Below are 14539 nucleotides of genomic sequence, written 5' to 3' on the forward strand. Positions count from 1 at the left end.
GGATGAACAAAAAGACTGGGATGGGAATGACGCGGAAGTTGAAGACGCGGCTGCAGCGGGCCTGGGCCGACATGGCGGCGCTGGACTGGCATGTGGTGCTCATGCTCGGGCCGCGCCATAAGTTCAGCGAGGCGCAATGGGCCTTGCTGGACCCGCGTTCGGCCATCAGCACCAGCGTCAAGTTTTGTGGCTGGCTCAACGCGCTCTTGCTGGGGGTTCTGGCGGCCTGGCAAATGCCGTCACCGCTGAAGCTCGGGGGCTTTGTGGTGGGGTTCTTGGTGGCGCTGGCCCTGCTTTGGCAGGCGGCCCGCCTGTGGCGCCGGCCGACCATGCGCACGCTCTATCTTGGCTACGCCTGGGTGCTCGTGATGGCTTTCGTCAGCACCTTTGTGATGGGCATGTTCTCGGGCGCCTTGCGCCTCGAAGAAAGCGTCGGCAAGCAGGAGGCCGCACTGCTGGCGGCGGTGTTGACCTTGTTGGGCTCGGCCGGCATCTGGGTGCTGGCCATGGCTCGCAATGAGATGTTGGCCGGCTGGCTGCGAGAGCACGAGCAGCAGCAGCAGGCGCTGGCCCTGGCGCAGCAGCTCAGCAGCGCCCAGATCCAGCCGCATTTCTTGTTCAATTCCCTGGCCTCGCTGCAGCACTGGGTGCGCAGCCGTGACGAGCGGGCGGCCACCCTGCTGGATGCCCTAACGGCCTATCTGCGCGCCACCCTGCCGTTGTTCAACCGCCAGCTGCTCAGCCTGGGTGAAGAGCTGGAAGCCGTGCGCCAGTACCTGGCCGTGATGCAGGTGCGCCTGGGCCAGCGACTGCAGGTGCAGATCGAGGTGCCCGAGGCGGTGGCTTCGGTGCAGCTGCCGCCGGCGCTCATGTTGACCCTGGTGGAGAACGCCATCGAGCATGGCGTGGTGCCCAAGCTCGGTGCCGCGCTCTTGCGCATCGAGACCGAGCAACAGAATCAATCGCTCTGCCTGCGTGTCATCGACGACGGACCGGGCTTGCCCGATGGGCCGGCTCAGCCCGTGCGCGCCGGCCGCGGCGTGGGCCTGAGCAATTCCCGCCTGCGCTTGGCGCAGACTTATGGCGAGGCCGCCCGGCTGAATCTGCGCAATGCTGAGCAAGGTGGCTGCATCGCCGAGCTGCTGCTGCCCTGGCCAGCGCAGGAGAGGCTTGCATCATGAGCTTGAAATTGTGGTTCGCGAACCTGCGCGCTTTCTGCCGCGAAGTGGATTGGCGCCTGGTGTTTTTGATGGGCCCGCGTCACAGCTTCACGCCCGAGCAATGGCAGCGCCTGGATAGGCTGCCCGGCATCTCGCCCACCATCAAAGTGGCGGCCGTGGTCAATGTGTTGGCCCTCGCCTGGATCGTGTCGCTGGAGCTGCCTCAGGCCGCCGCGCGCCTGGTGTTCGCCTCGGCGCTGCTGGCGGGTTTGCTGACGCTGTGGATTGGCGCCGATCTGTGGCGTCGCCCGACCTTGAAGCGCCTGTATCGGGCCTACGGGCTCAGCGCCTTTCCGCTCGGTGCGGTGTTCGGCTTCTTGATGGCCGCCCAGCCTCAGCAGTGGATGCAAGACCCTTGGAACCATGAGCTGCTGATCCGCGGCTGCGCCATTGGCTTCTTCTATTCCATGGCCACCTGGGCTGTGGCCATGTGGCGCAACGAGTTCATGGCCGACTGGCTGCATGACGAAGCCCTGCGCGAGCAAAAGCTGGAGCTGGCCCAGCGCCTCAGCAGTGCCCAGATCCAGCCGCACTTTCTGTTCAATTCCCTGGCTTCGCTACAGCATTGGGTGGCCGTCAAGGACGACCGTGCCGCGCCTTTGTTGCAATCGCTAACGTCCTACTTGCGCGCCACCTTGCCCTTGTTCGACCGGCCCCTGCTCTCGGTCGGCGAAGAGGCCGAGGCCGTGCGCCGCTACCTGGAGGTGATGCAGGCCCGCCTGGGCGGGCGCCTGCGCGTTGTGCTCGACATCGCGCCAGATGCTTCCGCCGCCCAGCTACCGCCCGGCGTGCTGCTGACCCTGGTGGAGAATGCCGTGGAGCATGGCGTGCAGCCCCAACTCAGCGGTGGCGAGGTGCAGCTCCTGGCGCGCATGCAAGGCGATGGCAGCCTCTGCGTCGAGGTGCTCGATGATGGCTCCGGCCCGAGCGAGGCCCTGCTGCAGATGCCGCCCCTGGAACCCTTCGCCATGCTGCGCGACGCCGAGGCCAGCCTGGGCTTGCAGAACACCCGCTTGCGCCTGTTTCAGGCCTTCGGACCTGCGGCCAGTTTGAGCCTGAGCCACCGTCTGGAGGGCGGCTGCCGCGCCCAAGTCTGGGTGCAGGCCGCCAAGTCCTGAGATTCTCAAAGATATATTGCCGAACAAGGAATGCCCATGAACACCCTCAAGCCCATCACCGCCCTGATCGCCGACGACGAAGAAGGCCCGCGCGAGCAGCTGCGCGCCGCGCTGCAGCGCCTCTGGCCCGAGCTGCAGATCGTCGCTGCCAGCGAGCATGGCGTGGACGCCTGGGACGATTTCCTGGCCCATGAGCCGCAGGTCTGCTTTTTGGACATCCGCATGCCTGGCCTGACCGGCATCGAAGTGGCCCGCCGCATGGCAGCCACCGCAAGTCCGCCGCAGGTGGTCTTCGTCACCGCCTTTGGCGACCATGCGCTGTCGGCATTTGATGCCGGCGCGGTCGACTATGTGATGAAGCCGGTGGACGACACCCGCCTGGGCCAGGCGATTGAGCGGCTCAAGACCCGGCTGCAGAAAGAGGGTGGCAGCGGCCCTGACCTGAACGCCTTGCTCCGGCAGCTGCTGCCGGCCGTGGCAGCGCCCAAGCCCAAGCCCATCCAGGCCTCGCTGGGCCGCGAGATCAAGCTGATCGCGCCCGAGGACGTGGTCTATTTCGAGAGCGACAACCGCTACACCCGGGTCGTCTTCGACGGCGGCGAGGCCTTGATCCGCACCCCGCTCAAGGAACTGCTGACCACCTTGGACACGGAACTGTTCTGGCAGGTGCACCGCAGCGTGCTGGTCAACAGCCGCCACATCGCCAGCGCCGTGCGCGTGGATGAGAACTCCATGCACATCACGCTCAAAGGCCGCGAAGAGAAGCTGCCGGTGTCGCGCCAGTTCCAGGGTTTGTTCAAGGGGCAGTGAAGTCCGGGGCCAGACGGGCCCTGGTGATGGGCCCTGGTGGCAGGGTCAGTCCCGGGGGCGGGGGGCAGGGGCTTTCGGCACAATGGGCCGCACCCTATATCCACGAGCAGCCATGGCCGCCTTGCCCACCCCGAGATTCGACCAGTTCTACCGCTACGACGCGCTCACCGAGCTGCTGTTTGCTTACGCCGAAGCCCGGCCCAATCTGGTCTCGGTGCGCTCCATCGGCCGCAGCCATGAAGGCCGCGACATCTGGGTGCTGGTGCTGACCAACACCGCCAGCGGCGCCGACATCGACAAGCCCGCCTTCTGGCTGGACGGCAACATCCACGCCGCCGAGCTGACCGCCTCGACCACTTGCCTGTACTACCTGCACCAGCTGCTCAGCGGCTTTGCGGTCGACCCGCAGATCACCTACCTGCTCGACAGCCGGGTCATCTATATGGTGCCGCGCCTCAACCCCGACGGCGCCGAGCTGGCCCTGGCCGACCGGCCACGCCACATCCGCTCCAGCACCCGGCCCTATCCCTACGACGAGCATCCGGTCGACGGCCTGACCGCCGAGGATGTGGATGGCGACGGCCGCATCCTCAGCATGCGCGTGCCCGACCCGCATGGCACTTACAAAAAGCACCCGACCGAGCCGCGCCTGATGGTGGCGCGCGAGCCCGGCGAATTCGGCGGCGACTATTACCGCTTGATCCCCGAGGGCTTCATCAAGAACCACGACGGCTTGACCGTCAAGCTCAACAAGGACCGCGAAGGCCTGGACCTGAATCGCAACTTCCCCAGCGAATGGCGGCAGGAGTACAAGCAGCTGGGCGCCGGCCCCTTCCCGACCAGCGAGCCCGAGGTGCGGGCCATGGTGGAGTTCATCAGCAGCCACCCGAATATCGGCGCGGCCATCAGCTTCCACACCCACAGCGGCGTGATCCTGCGGCCCATGGGTTCGCAGAGCGACGAGGACATGATCCCCGAGGACCTGTGGAGCTACAAACGCTTTTCGGCCCTGGGCGAGAAGCTCAGCGGCTACCCCGCCGTCAGCATCTGGCACGACTTCAAGTACCACCCCAAGGATGTCATCACCGGCACGCAGGACTGGGTCTACGAGCACCTGGGTGCCTTGTTCTGGGTGGTCGAGCTCTGGTCGCCCAACAAGGAAGCCGGCATCGAGGGCTACAAGTGGATCGACTGGTACCGCGACCATCCCGTGGAGGACGACCTCAAGCTGCTCAAGTGGAGCGACGAGCAATGCGGCGGCCTGGCCCATGTGGACTGGAAGCCCTTTCTGCACCCGCAGCTGGGCCAGGTCGAGATCGGCGGCTGGGACAAGATGAACTACTGGCGCAACCCGCCGCCCGCCCTGCGTGAGCGCGAGGCCGCGCGCTTCCCGGCCTGGATGAACCAGATCGCCCTGAGCCTGCCCAAGCTGGAGCTGCTGCGCACCGAGGTGCGCGCGCTCGGCCCCGACAGCTGGCGCATCCGCTTGGCCGTGGCCAACAGCGGCTATCTGCCGGCCTATGTCACCCAGCGCGCACTGGAGCGCAAGGTGGTGCGCGGCGTGATGTTCGAGATCCACCTGCCGCCCGGCGATGCCACCGTCAGCCTGGTCAGCGGCAAGGAGCGCATGGAAGGCCCGCAGCTGGAAGGCCATGCGCCCAAGAGCTCCCAGCTCGCCTTCCTGGCCAGCCGCGAGCTGACCGCCGACCGCGCCATCGGCGAGTGGGTGGTGCGCGCGCCCAAGGGCACGCGGCTGGCGCTTACCGCCAGCGCCGATCGAGCGGGCACCGTGCGGACCGAAGTGGTGCTGGACTGAGATCGGACCGAGGACAAGCCAAGTGGCTTGTCCGACGCCGATCGAAGGCCCGACCGCCTGCCAGCGGGCGGGCTGAGCGCGCAGCGAGGACCGAGGACAAGCCAAGGCCAGAGGCCTTGGCCCTCGCCAGGCACGGACAGTCCTCAGGACTGTCCGTGTCCGGGCTCGGCCAAGTGGCTTGTCCGACGCCGATCGAAGGCCCGACCGCCTGCCTGCGGGCGGCTGAGCGCGCAGCATCCGCACGGCGCCTGAACAACAGCGTCAGTCTCCGATCGTGAGCACGCCCACCAGTGCGGTCAGAACGCTTGCCCCTGCCTGAAAGCCGGTCGTGACTTGCGCATAAAAGGTGCCTGGCCACTCCCCGGAGCTGGGGAACAGCAGGACCGTGCCCTCAGCGCCAACGCCGACACTGGCTGACACGCTGAAGATCATCACGCAACGGCCATCGAACCAGCTGGCATCGACGGCACCCGGTGGGTTCGGCATATAGATTTCGCCTCCCAGCCCCGTGCCTGTCGAGAAGGAGGCAAAGATGGGCAAGGCTTCGATCTCCTTGAACGAGGTGCCCCAGTCCAAGCCGCCCATGAAGAGATGGGCACTCTTGGTTTCCAGCACCTGACCCGACGCGTCCAGGCGCTTGAGCTCGCCGAGCTGCACCTGCCCCGCCAGGGGCAATTTGAGGCGCCCGGTAGAGACGGTCATGCTCAGCGTCAGATCCAGTACCCAGTCGGTCGACGTGGCGGCGGTGGCCGCCGGTGCGGGGCTGGCCATGCGAGCCGGCCATTCCAGCATCAGCTCGACGCTGCGATTCATGCCCGCCTCTTTTCCTTCGATGCTGATCAAGGACAGGCGAGAGCCATTGGACAGAACCGCACCGATGCGAGAGGGCGCAAACCCGTGCGCCTGCAGCGCCATGGACACCCGCTCCGCTCGGGCCGCAGCCAAAGAACGGTTGTTGGCTTCAGGGCCGGTCTGGCTGGCTCGGCCGATGATGCTGACGATGTAGGCCTCCGGCCGCGCCAGCAGGAACTCTGCGATCTCCGCGATCTGCTGATCGTGTTCGGCGGTCAAGTCCGCGCTGTTGATGTCGAAGTCGGTCAATATGGACGTTGTGTTCATCATGCGCCCGTCCAGCGGCCGGTCTTCCAGCACGCCCAGCAGGCGGTTCAAGGCAGGCTTCAAAGGGGCCATGAATTGGCTGCTGCTCATTGCTCGTCTCCAGTAAGGTGGTCCAGGCGGTGGCGCCCGGCGGCGTCGATCACGGTGATGGCTCGCAAGCATGGCGCCAATGTGACGGGGCGCAGCTCGGTGTTCAGGCCGGCGCTTGGGATTGAAATGGTCGTCGGTAGAGAGGGACGCAGTACCGGGCTCGGGCCAGCGCCCGCTGTGGGCTTGCTGACCAGCTTGCTGATGATGGTGGGCGTCCCTGGCTTCAGAACGCCGGAAAGCACCCGCCCGCCGGGCACGATCACCCGCCAGCCCTGCAGTGTCGCGGCTGTTGCCGTGCCGCTGATCACGATGGCGCCGTTCGCCACGCTCACCCTCAGGCCGTCGGTCGGTGGGGCGGTCTTGTTCACCAGGAAGGTCTTGCGGGCTCGTTTGACCGGGCGCCCCCCGCCGGCGCAAGCGCACTCCAAGACATTGAGGCCCGGCTTGACGGCTGGGTTCGAAACACTCAGCGAGTGCGACAGGCGGAACAGCCCCTTGTCGAGCTGCCACGCGCTGTCCGGAACGGTGAGTGGCTGACCGTTGAGCAGCAGGACCACCCGGCCGTCCATGGCCTTGTTGGACTTTGCCGAGACGCCCGCGATGGTGATGCGCAGCGGGATGCTGGTGTGATACGTGCAGTTGGCTTGAGGATCTGTCGACACGCCGACCGGGCTGCAGATGCTCAGGCCCAGCGCACCGCCCACCGTGGCGGCATCCAGCGCCTTCTCCTTGGCGTCTTGCAGCAGTTCCTTTTTCGCGATCTCGGTGCGAACCTGGCGCAGACGATCTTTGGCCGTTTGCTCGTTCTGGCGAGCCCCGAATGCGGCGCGCAGGGCATCACGGATCAGGGGCAAATTGCTCAGAGCCGAAACTGCCGCGTCGATGATGGCTTGGATGGGAATCTCACGCGGCAGTTTCAGGTTCGCCAGTGCGCGAACGGCGGCGTTCAGTCGGTCGGTGATTGCCTTGGTCAAACTGGCCAGGAAGGCCGCCAGATCCGCCGCAGCCGCGAACAGCCGGGCGATGTCGTCTCCGACTTCGCCCAAGACTTGAAGCACGCCATTGAGGGCGGGCCTGACGGCCGCGAAGCCGGTCCCAAACGCATTCGTTGCCGCGGTCAGTGCCAGTGCCCGGGCCTCCCGGGGCAGCAGGCCGAAGCCGGGCACCTGCCGTGCAAAAGTGCGCGCGTTGGCAGCACCGTCACGCTGCAGCCGGTCGAGGATCTGATTGCGCCTTGCGGCAGATCGGCAAGCCGTCGCAGCAACATCGAGCTGCCGGGAGATTTCGCGCGTGAAGCGCTCGACCTCGGCCAGCCGCGCCTCCGCTTGTCGGCCCAGCGCCACCAGGGTTTTGCCGATCGCGACCAGGTCATCGCGCAAGCTGGCCAGGCCAGCAGCCATGCCAGTTTCAATCTGCTGGATGGCGCCGTCACCCAGCCTTTTGAAGAAGCGCTCCAGCGCCGCCAGTGTGGCGGGCAAGGCTTGCCCCAGTGTGGCCGCCATCATCTCGGCCTGCAGCACCACCATGCCAAGCACGGCTTGGGGCGCTGGTAGAAAGGCGCAGGCGGCCACCTCGGCCATGAAGGTGTTGGGGTCAGACTTGTCGGCCTCACCGTAGACGCTGAACAGGATGCGGCGCAGCAGATCGCGCTCCTGCGCCCGGCGGGCGTCGGTCCACACCTGTTCGCCGGTCGCGCTGGCCAGCACCAGCAAGAGATCAGCAGCCAGCTCCTGGCTGGCCTCCAAGACCACAGCCTTGGGAATGACCGTGCTGGCGACCGCCAACAGAGGTTGGGCGAGGGTGTTGAATGCGTTGACCAGCGGCGTGCGCTGCCCGTCCCTGAGTTGATCAGACAGATCTCGGGCCGCCTGTGCCACATTGTCTCGAATGTGGTCCACGAGGATGTCTTGCAGCACCACCACATGGCTGATCACGATCTTGCCCACCATCAGGCCCAGAGCTGCACGCAGCGGCTCTTGCTGAAAGAGGCGGCCCGCCACGGCATCGTCCAGTCGTGACAGCACGAAGTCGCGCACCATGAGCAGGCTGGGACGAGCCACTTCTTTGGCCCACAAGCGCCCGGGCTCGCTGTCCGGCATCAGACCTTCAATTTGCGGCAACAGCCGCTTGATCAGCAGCTCGTCAAGCAGGCGCGAGGCCAGCGCACGACAGGGCGGGTAGCTGGACTTGATGTCACCTCGAAGCGCTGCCGTGAGCAGATCCGAGATGTCAAGTTCGCGCTCGATCAGGTCCAGCAACGCTGAGACCTCGGGGACCGCGATGCGCAGCTGCGGCAGCAGCTTGGTATCGACCAGCCAAGCGACCACATTCTTGAATTCCAGCTTGCTGGAGCGCGGGATGCCGAGCCGTGCTTGCAGCTCTTCTTGAACGAAGGCCGGGACATCGCGGATCTCGATCGACATGGACTGCGAGACTTGCGTCGCCAGTCCGATGACACCGGCACTGGCGCTGGCGGTACGGGCGATCACGCCCTTGCGCAGCGCGTCGGCAGCGGCAAGGCTCAGCCACATGGCTGCCAGCGCGGGGCGCCATATGTTGCGCCCTGCCGCGTCCACCGCGTCAAGTACGGCCACAAGAGCTGGCAGGGCCTCGCTGGCGCTGGTCAGCGTCAGCGCCTTGCCCTCCAGAAGCTCCATGGCAGCCCGCACGGCCGCCGCCGCGGCGCGCGCGCCTGCGTCGGAGAGCGGCGCTGCTGAAAGGCGGTTCGCAATGGCGTCAAGCCTTGCGGCGACCAGGGTGGCGGCGCCAAGTGCCAGCTTGTCGAGCACGAATCTCTGCAACTCGGCCGTGATGCAGGCGGCAAAGACCTCGCCAGCCAGCGCAGGTCTTGCGCTCAGTTTGGCGGAGTCGATCTGGGCGATCTCATACGAGGCATTGAGCAAGGCCGGCAGTGCGAACTCCAGGGCCGCGAGATGCACACGCAGACTGGGCGGCAGATAGCGCCGCGCCTCGGTCACGAGCGCGCCAATGGCGATGTCCACCGCATTCAGGAAGAAGCGTTTCGGGCTCTCGAAGCGGGCGCCCGCATAGACGTCCACGCCCATGCCGACACCAGCACCGGCCGCCAGGCTGCCTGCGATCACGAAGCCAGCTTTGTCGTCGTCCGCCAGGCTCAGTTGCAGGGTCAGATGCCCGCGCGCCATCGCGGCCGCGGCGATGCGCGCCCACACGCCAGCGCCCAGCTTGATCTCGCGCAACAGGGCGAGAAAGATCTCCAGGGCCGGCCCGTCCAACTTCGCGGAGGCCAGTCGGGCAAGGTCCTGGAGGTCCAAGGACACCGCCAGCCGGCCTGCGACAGAGGCCTCGGCATAGGCCTCCACGCTGATTTCCAGGCCCGCCTTGTCGAAGGGGTCGATCGTGGCCTGAGCGACCAACTTGGCGCCAGCGGCGGCGAAGGCGGCGCCTTCGGCTTCTCCCGAGAGCAGGCCGAACAGCCCGAGCTGCGCAGAGGCGTCGGCCCGGGCCTGCGCCGCAGCTTGCACCGCCAGCCCGTGGCACAGGCTCAGCTGCGTGCCGAACTGGAGCCGTGCGCCAGCCCCCACATTGCCTCGGATCAGGCCTTCATCAAAGCCAGCTGAGGCGTCCAGCGTGAAGACCTCGCCTTTGAGTACGAGATTGGGCATGGGTCAGTCTCTTTCTTTTTTTCGCGCAGCAGCTGCGCAGCGGCCCGCAGGGTCTGCGGCACGTTGGGGCTCAGCGTATGTGTCGCTGCAAGAGAAGGGTGAGGACGTCTTCGTTCCATGAAAGTGGCCCGATGACTGGAGGTCGCCTTCCATCGAACTGTCCACGCCCGGTGGAGGGTCAGTGGTCTCGTCGCGGAAGCGAACAAACACTCCGCGTCGCTCCTTTGCGACGCCAGGCCAGCGAGCTCAAGCCGCCCAGCAGCATCAAAGCCCATTGCGCGGGCTCGGGCACGGCCGTTACGCCGATCACGCCGTCGAGGTAGAGGCGCGACAGGTCGAGCTGCGTGCCCTCGGTCAGCAGCAGGCCGCTGCTGTCGATCGTGCTGAACTGGCCTTGCACGCTGCCCCAGTCGAACAGGTCGAAGCTCTGCCCCGCCTGGCCGCTGAAGCCGGCGAAGGAGACGAGCTTGAGCGTGCCGCCCAGGGTCAGTGTGCCGGCCACGCGGTAGTGGTCATAACTGCTTCCCAGCTCGGTGCCGCCGAGCTCGGCGAGATAGACGTTGGCAGTGCCGAAGCTGACATCGCCGCCGTCTTCGCCCAGGCCGGGCGAGTCGCCGACGCTGAAGCCGCCTTCGAAGTATTTGTGCCCTGTGCCGCTGAGCAGGGCGCCGCTGCGCTGCGCCACGGCGCCGAAGAACACGGCGGTGGCGCCGGCCGAGGTGCGCAGCTCGCTGTTCGCCTGCAGCTCCACGGCGTCGTAGAAGGTGGTGCTGCCCTGGCCCGACAAGATGATCTGCCCGCCCTTCTCGTTGCTCAGGTCACCGAACACATCGCTATCGCCCGAGGTGACCAGCATCTGGCCTGAATTGCTGAGCCCGCCGCTGACCGTCAGCCTGGCATTGCCGAGCAGGATGCGTGCGCCGGCGGCATTGCTCCAGGCGCCGCTGGCCAGGGCAGTGGCTCCGTTCAGGTCGATCAGGCCGCCGCTGCCGTTGAGCAGGCTGCCCGCCATTTCCAGCCGGCCCTGGTTGATCTCGAACACGCCCAGATTGCGGTGGCTGGCGCCGCGCAGCTGCAGGGTTTCGCCTGGCTGCACCAGCACGCGGCCGCTGGCTTGGTTGAGCAGGTCGGCTTCCAGGCCCCCGCCTTGGCGCGGGCCACCGGCCACGCCGCGCACGAGGCCGGCGTTGCTCAGGCTCTCGCTGAACACCAGGCGCTCGGCCTGCACCGTGCCCTGGTTGATCACCAGGCGCGAGAAGCTGCCTGTGCCGGTCAGGACGCCGCGTGGGCCGATCACCACGGGGTCCGCCGCGTCGAAGGAGCCTCCGGCCATCTGCAGTGCTACCAGGCCGGGGCCGGTGCCGATATGCAGCGATTTCAGCTTCACGGCGCCACTGGGACCGGTGATGCCCAGGCTGCTGGCGGCGTCCACGATCACGTCGTGCACGTCGCTCGGGTTCACGCCCAATGTCCATCGGGCGGCGTCGTCCCAGCTGCCGCCGGTGCTGCTGCGCCAGTGCAGTGCGGGGGTGAACAGGAACACGCCGAAGCGCCCGTCGGCCAGGGTGGCTTGGTAGGCCAGCTGGGCTTTGTCGTTGAAGCTCGCGCTGGAGGTCGCGAGTGAAATGATCGTCGAGCCAGCGAGGGCGTCGCCGGTACGGGCAGCGAGGATGGCCTCCACGCCGTCGGCCACGTAGAGCGCCCGATCGTTGGCGCTCGAGACGCCCGTGCCCGCGAGGTCCGCTGCAAAGCTCACCTGGCCGCCCGCGCTGAGCTCGGGGCTGCTGACTATATCGGCGATACGCACCCCGCCGCTCGTTCCGGGCGCGGTCTGGCCGCTGCGAACGATCAACGTGGTGTCGCGCCAGATGCCGACCCTGTTGTCCGGCGAGGTGCCGGCACCGGTGAGAACGCCTCCGAAAGCCACCTGGCCCACGTCATTGATCTTTGGCGCGAGCAAAGAGATGAAGCTGACACCGCTGGCGGTGCCGGGGGCTGCCTCGCCCCTACGGGCGATCAAGGTGTCACCACGCCAGATGGCGATATCGTTGGCGTTGGTGACGACGCCGGTGCCGGTGAGCGCGCTCTGGAAGACCACTTGACCGAAGGCGTTGAGCTGGGGCGAGGTGAGGTTGCCAAAGTTCAGCCCGGCGATGCTACCCGGGGCGCTACTGCCTTCACGGGCGATCAAGGCGTTGTTTCGCCAGATGCTGACATCGTTGACCGAGCTGACACTCGTGCCAGTGAGGTTGGCCCGGTAGGCCACCTGACCTGCCGCATTGAAATCTTCAAGTTCCAGGAAGGAGAAGCTCACACCACTGCCAGCCCCGGGCGCTGGCCTGCCTTCGAGCGCAACCAAGTTGCTGTCACGCCAGATGCCGGAATCAGTGCCCAGGCTGATGCCTGGGCCTGTGAGCTGGGCTTGGTAAGCCACCTGACCTGCCGCGTTGAGTTTCCCGGGGCTGAAGGAAGCGAAGGTGACGCCGCTGTCAGCGCCTGGAGCCGCATTGCCCGTCTGGGCGATCAACTGGTTTCCGAGCCACAGGCTCCTGTCGTTCTTGCCCGGTGTGATGTTGCTGCCACTCAATGCCGCTGAGTACGCAACCTGACCGGCTGTGTTGAGTTGGATCGAACTGAAGGCGGAGAAGCTCACCCCGCTGCCGGCGCCAGTCGCTGCGTTACCCTCGCGCACGATCAAGCTGCCGTCGCGCCAGATTCCACCGTCGTTGCTGCCGGTGACGCCCGCACCACTGAGCGTCGCCCTGAACGCCACCTGGCCGGTGCTGTTGAGTTGCGGTGCGTTGAGGCTGGCGAAGCTCACCCCGTTGCCCGTACCAGGCGCGGCGCTGCCGGTGAGCGCCACTGTGCTGGTGCCGGCCCAAGCACCCTGGGCGCTGGCCAGCGAGAGCGCCAAGGCAAGGGCGGTGTGTTTGAGGGTGAACGCTTTCATGGAGTCTCCAAAAGGGGTGTTCGAGTCGGGGGGGATGTTCATGTGCAGGTCTGCATCAGCTGCGAGCTCATCTGCCCGCTGTCGATCAGCGTCAGCAGCAGGTAGCCGCCGCCCAGCCCGGCGCTGCCGACGGCGCTGGCGGCCAGGGCACGGGCGCGGCTGAGGCCGCTGACGCGCAGATAGCGCCACCACACCCAGCCCAGCCACAGGCTCAAGGCGAGCAGGCAGGCGGTTTCCAGGCCGGCGGCGATCAGGAACATCGGCCGGGTCATGGTGTCGAGGAACAGGGCCTGGGCTTGGGCCAATTCCTCGGGCTTGGGCAGCGGGATGCTGTTGGCGGGCATCCCTGCTGGCAGTTGGCCGGTCTTGGGGTCGACCATGCACAGCAAGGCTTTGGCCCCCGGGCCCATCGGCTCGGCCACCTGGCGCAGTTGCTGCCAGTTGCGTGCCACCACCGGGTCGGCCATGCCGACATTGGTCAAGGCGCCGGCCAGGGCCAGCAGCACCAGCGTGGCGCCACCAAAGCGCGCCATCGCGCCGAAGAAGCCGGCAAAGGCCTGCCGGTTGCCCAGCAGCTTGCTGCCGCCGTGTAGCAGAGCGGCGGCGCCCAGGAAGACGAACAGATTGCGCAGCACCGCCGCGCTTTGCGTCAATGCGCCTTCGGCCTGGCCTGCCGCCAGCGGCGTCATGCTGGGCACCGGAAACGCGATGCTCACGCCCGCCGCCACGGCGAAGGACAGGATGAGAAAGCTCACCCCGTCTGGCACCGGCTTGGCCTCGGGTTTGCCTTCCCCCTGGGGCGCGGTGGCAATGGTCAGTTGTTCGTTCAGCACCTGGCTGGGGTGGGTCAGGCATTGCGTGAACTTGCCCAGCCATTGCGGCAGCTGGGTCAACAAATCGTCGAGGGCTTTGGACATAGCGGGCTCCGTGCAATGCCGCGCGCGTCAGTTGGGGCGGCGCGCCGGTGTGCTCCGGCGCGAGGCCAGGGCTGCGCCTGCGGCCGCGATGGCCAGCAAGGCCAACGGGCCGGGTTCAGGCAGCTGATGCCCGTTGTCCGGCACGCCTTGCCGGATGCTGTCGACGTTGAATCTGAAGCTCGCGCGATCAAAGCCGCCCTCGGGCTTGATCGAGAACACCCCGAACTCGCCCCGCCAGCCGCTCGGGCTGAGCGTGCTGAGGTCAAGGCTCGGCGTATCGCTGGTGAAGGCGTTGCCCGAAAAATCGTTGAAGAACATCATCAGCTGCAGGCTGAAGCCACGCCCGAAGCCGCTGGCTCTCTCCAGGGCTTGGCTGCTCAGGAAGGCTGGGAAGAGCGACACCCGATCTGGGTCCGAAAAGCCGCCCGCACCATCGCGCACATGGAGGCTGCAGATGAGGTCGGAGGGGCGGGCACAGCCCAACTCGCTGATGGCATCGTCGAAGCCGGCAAAGCGCGCGCTGGTGGCCGTGACGGCCTGGTAGATGGTGGCGCCAAGCCCATCTCGGCCCGAGGCTGCTGTTGCGGTGTCAACACTCACTGTGAGACTGAGCGCCTGGCCCGCGCCAAGCAGCGGCGAGAGCGCGGCGATCAGTGCCGGGTCGTCTGTGCTGGTGCCGGTGAAGTGGCCCTGCACCGTGTAGGTGACGGGCGCAGCCTGAAGGCTGGAGACTCCCAGCGTCAAGGCGGCGAAGGCAAGGCGGATCAGGTTTCGGTGCATCAGTGGGCGTGGCATGGTGAGTCGTGGCGTCAAGGTCATGGGGGTGTGGTTTGGTGCCGCGAAGGCGGCCAGCGC

Annotated in this window: 9 protein-coding genes; 4 read left to right on the forward strand and 5 right to left on the reverse strand. The window is 66.7% G+C overall.

Translation table 11 applies throughout. The features are described from left to right. Window positions 1-26 precede the first annotated feature (26 nt). The 4 genes from ACQY39_RS05055 (at window position 27) to ACQY39_RS05070 (ending at window position 4964) form a co-directional block, all read left to right on the forward strand. Entirely contained in the window at window positions 27-1181 is a 1155-nt protein-coding gene (locus tag ACQY39_RS05055) for a sensor histidine kinase (RefSeq protein ID WP_428503994.1), read from the forward strand. After that, window positions 1178-2338, forward strand: a complete 1161-nt coding sequence (locus tag ACQY39_RS05060; protein ID WP_428503996.1) for a sensor histidine kinase — start codon at window positions 1178-1180, stop codon at window positions 2336-2338. Before ACQY39_RS05055 ends, ACQY39_RS05060 begins: the two co-directional genes overlap by 4 nt. Before the next feature lie 36 nt (window positions 2339-2374). Beyond that, a complete protein-coding gene (locus tag ACQY39_RS05065) occupies window positions 2375-3148 on the forward strand; it encodes a LytR/AlgR family response regulator transcription factor (protein ID WP_263516301.1) in 774 nt (257 codons plus the stop codon). Between the two features lie 112 nt (window positions 3149-3260). Beyond that, window positions 3261-4964 carry a M14 family metallopeptidase gene (locus ACQY39_RS05070; RefSeq protein WP_428503999.1) on the forward strand — a complete coding sequence of 568 codons (1704 nt, stop codon included), beginning with the start codon at window positions 3261-3263 and terminating at the stop codon, window positions 4962-4964. A gap of 261 nt (window positions 4965-5225) precedes the next feature. Here ACQY39_RS05070 and ACQY39_RS05075 read toward each other — a convergent pair whose 3' ends face one another. From ACQY39_RS05075 to ACQY39_RS05095, 5 genes are all read right to left on the reverse strand, one after another. Further along, the gene (locus ACQY39_RS05075; RefSeq protein WP_428504001.1) at window positions 5226-6173 is read right to left on the reverse strand and encodes an OmpA family protein; all 948 of its coding nucleotides are present in this window, start codon (window positions 6171-6173) and stop codon (window positions 5226-5228) included. After that, window positions 6170-9817, reverse strand: a complete 3648-nt coding sequence (locus ACQY39_RS05080) for a hypothetical protein (protein ID WP_428504003.1) — start codon at window positions 9815-9817, stop codon at window positions 6170-6172. The genes ACQY39_RS05075 and ACQY39_RS05080 overlap by 4 nt, the downstream gene beginning before the upstream one ends. A gap of 178 nt (window positions 9818-9995) precedes the next feature. Continuing rightward, window positions 9996-12767: a DUF7453 family protein gene (locus ACQY39_RS05085; RefSeq protein WP_428504005.1), complete on the reverse strand. Its 2772-nt coding sequence runs from the start codon at window positions 12765-12767 to the stop codon at window positions 9996-9998. A gap of 38 nt (window positions 12768-12805) precedes the next feature. Further along, the gene (locus ACQY39_RS05090) at window positions 12806-13684 is read right to left on the reverse strand and encodes a hypothetical protein (RefSeq protein WP_428504007.1); all 879 of its coding nucleotides are present in this window, start codon (window positions 13682-13684) and stop codon (window positions 12806-12808) included. Between the two features lie 27 nt (window positions 13685-13711). After that, window positions 13712-14479, reverse strand: a complete 768-nt coding sequence (locus tag ACQY39_RS05095) for a hypothetical protein (RefSeq protein ID WP_428504009.1) — start codon at window positions 14477-14479, stop codon at window positions 13712-13714. Window positions 14480-14539: the final 60 nt, after the last annotated feature.

Source organism: Roseateles sp., from assembly GCF_965262435.1.
Taxonomy (GTDB): domain Bacteria; phylum Pseudomonadota; class Gammaproteobacteria; order Burkholderiales; family Burkholderiaceae_C; genus Paucibacter_A.

Coding starts and splice junctions, on each gene's coding strand:
- ACQY39_RS05055 (WP_428503994.1), top strand. CDS start 27: ATGACGCGGAAGTTGAAGACGCGGCTGCAGCGGGCCTGGGCCGACATG.
- ACQY39_RS05060 (WP_428503996.1), top strand. CDS start 1,178: ATGAGCTTGAAATTGTGGTTCGCGAACCTGCGCGCTTTCTGCCGCGAA.
- ACQY39_RS05065 (WP_263516301.1), top strand. CDS start 2,375: ATGAACACCCTCAAGCCCATCACCGCCCTGATCGCCGACGACGAAGAA.
- ACQY39_RS05070 (WP_428503999.1), top strand. CDS start 3,261: ATGGCCGCCTTGCCCACCCCGAGATTCGACCAGTTCTACCGCTACGAC.
- ACQY39_RS05075 (WP_428504001.1), bottom strand. CDS start 6,173: ATGAGCAGCAGCCAATTCATGGCCCCTTTGAAGCCTGCCTTGAACCGC.
- ACQY39_RS05080 (WP_428504003.1), bottom strand. CDS start 9,817: ATGCCCAATCTCGTACTCAAAGGCGAGGTCTTCACGCTGGACGCCTCA.
- ACQY39_RS05085 (WP_428504005.1), bottom strand. CDS start 12,767: ATGAAAGCGTTCACCCTCAAACACACCGCCCTTGCCTTGGCGCTCTCG.
- ACQY39_RS05090 (WP_428504007.1), bottom strand. CDS start 13,684: ATGTCCAAAGCCCTCGACGATTTGTTGACCCAGCTGCCGCAATGGCTG.
- ACQY39_RS05095 (WP_428504009.1), bottom strand. CDS start 14,479: ATGCCACGCCCACTGATGCACCGAAACCTGATCCGCCTTGCCTTCGCC.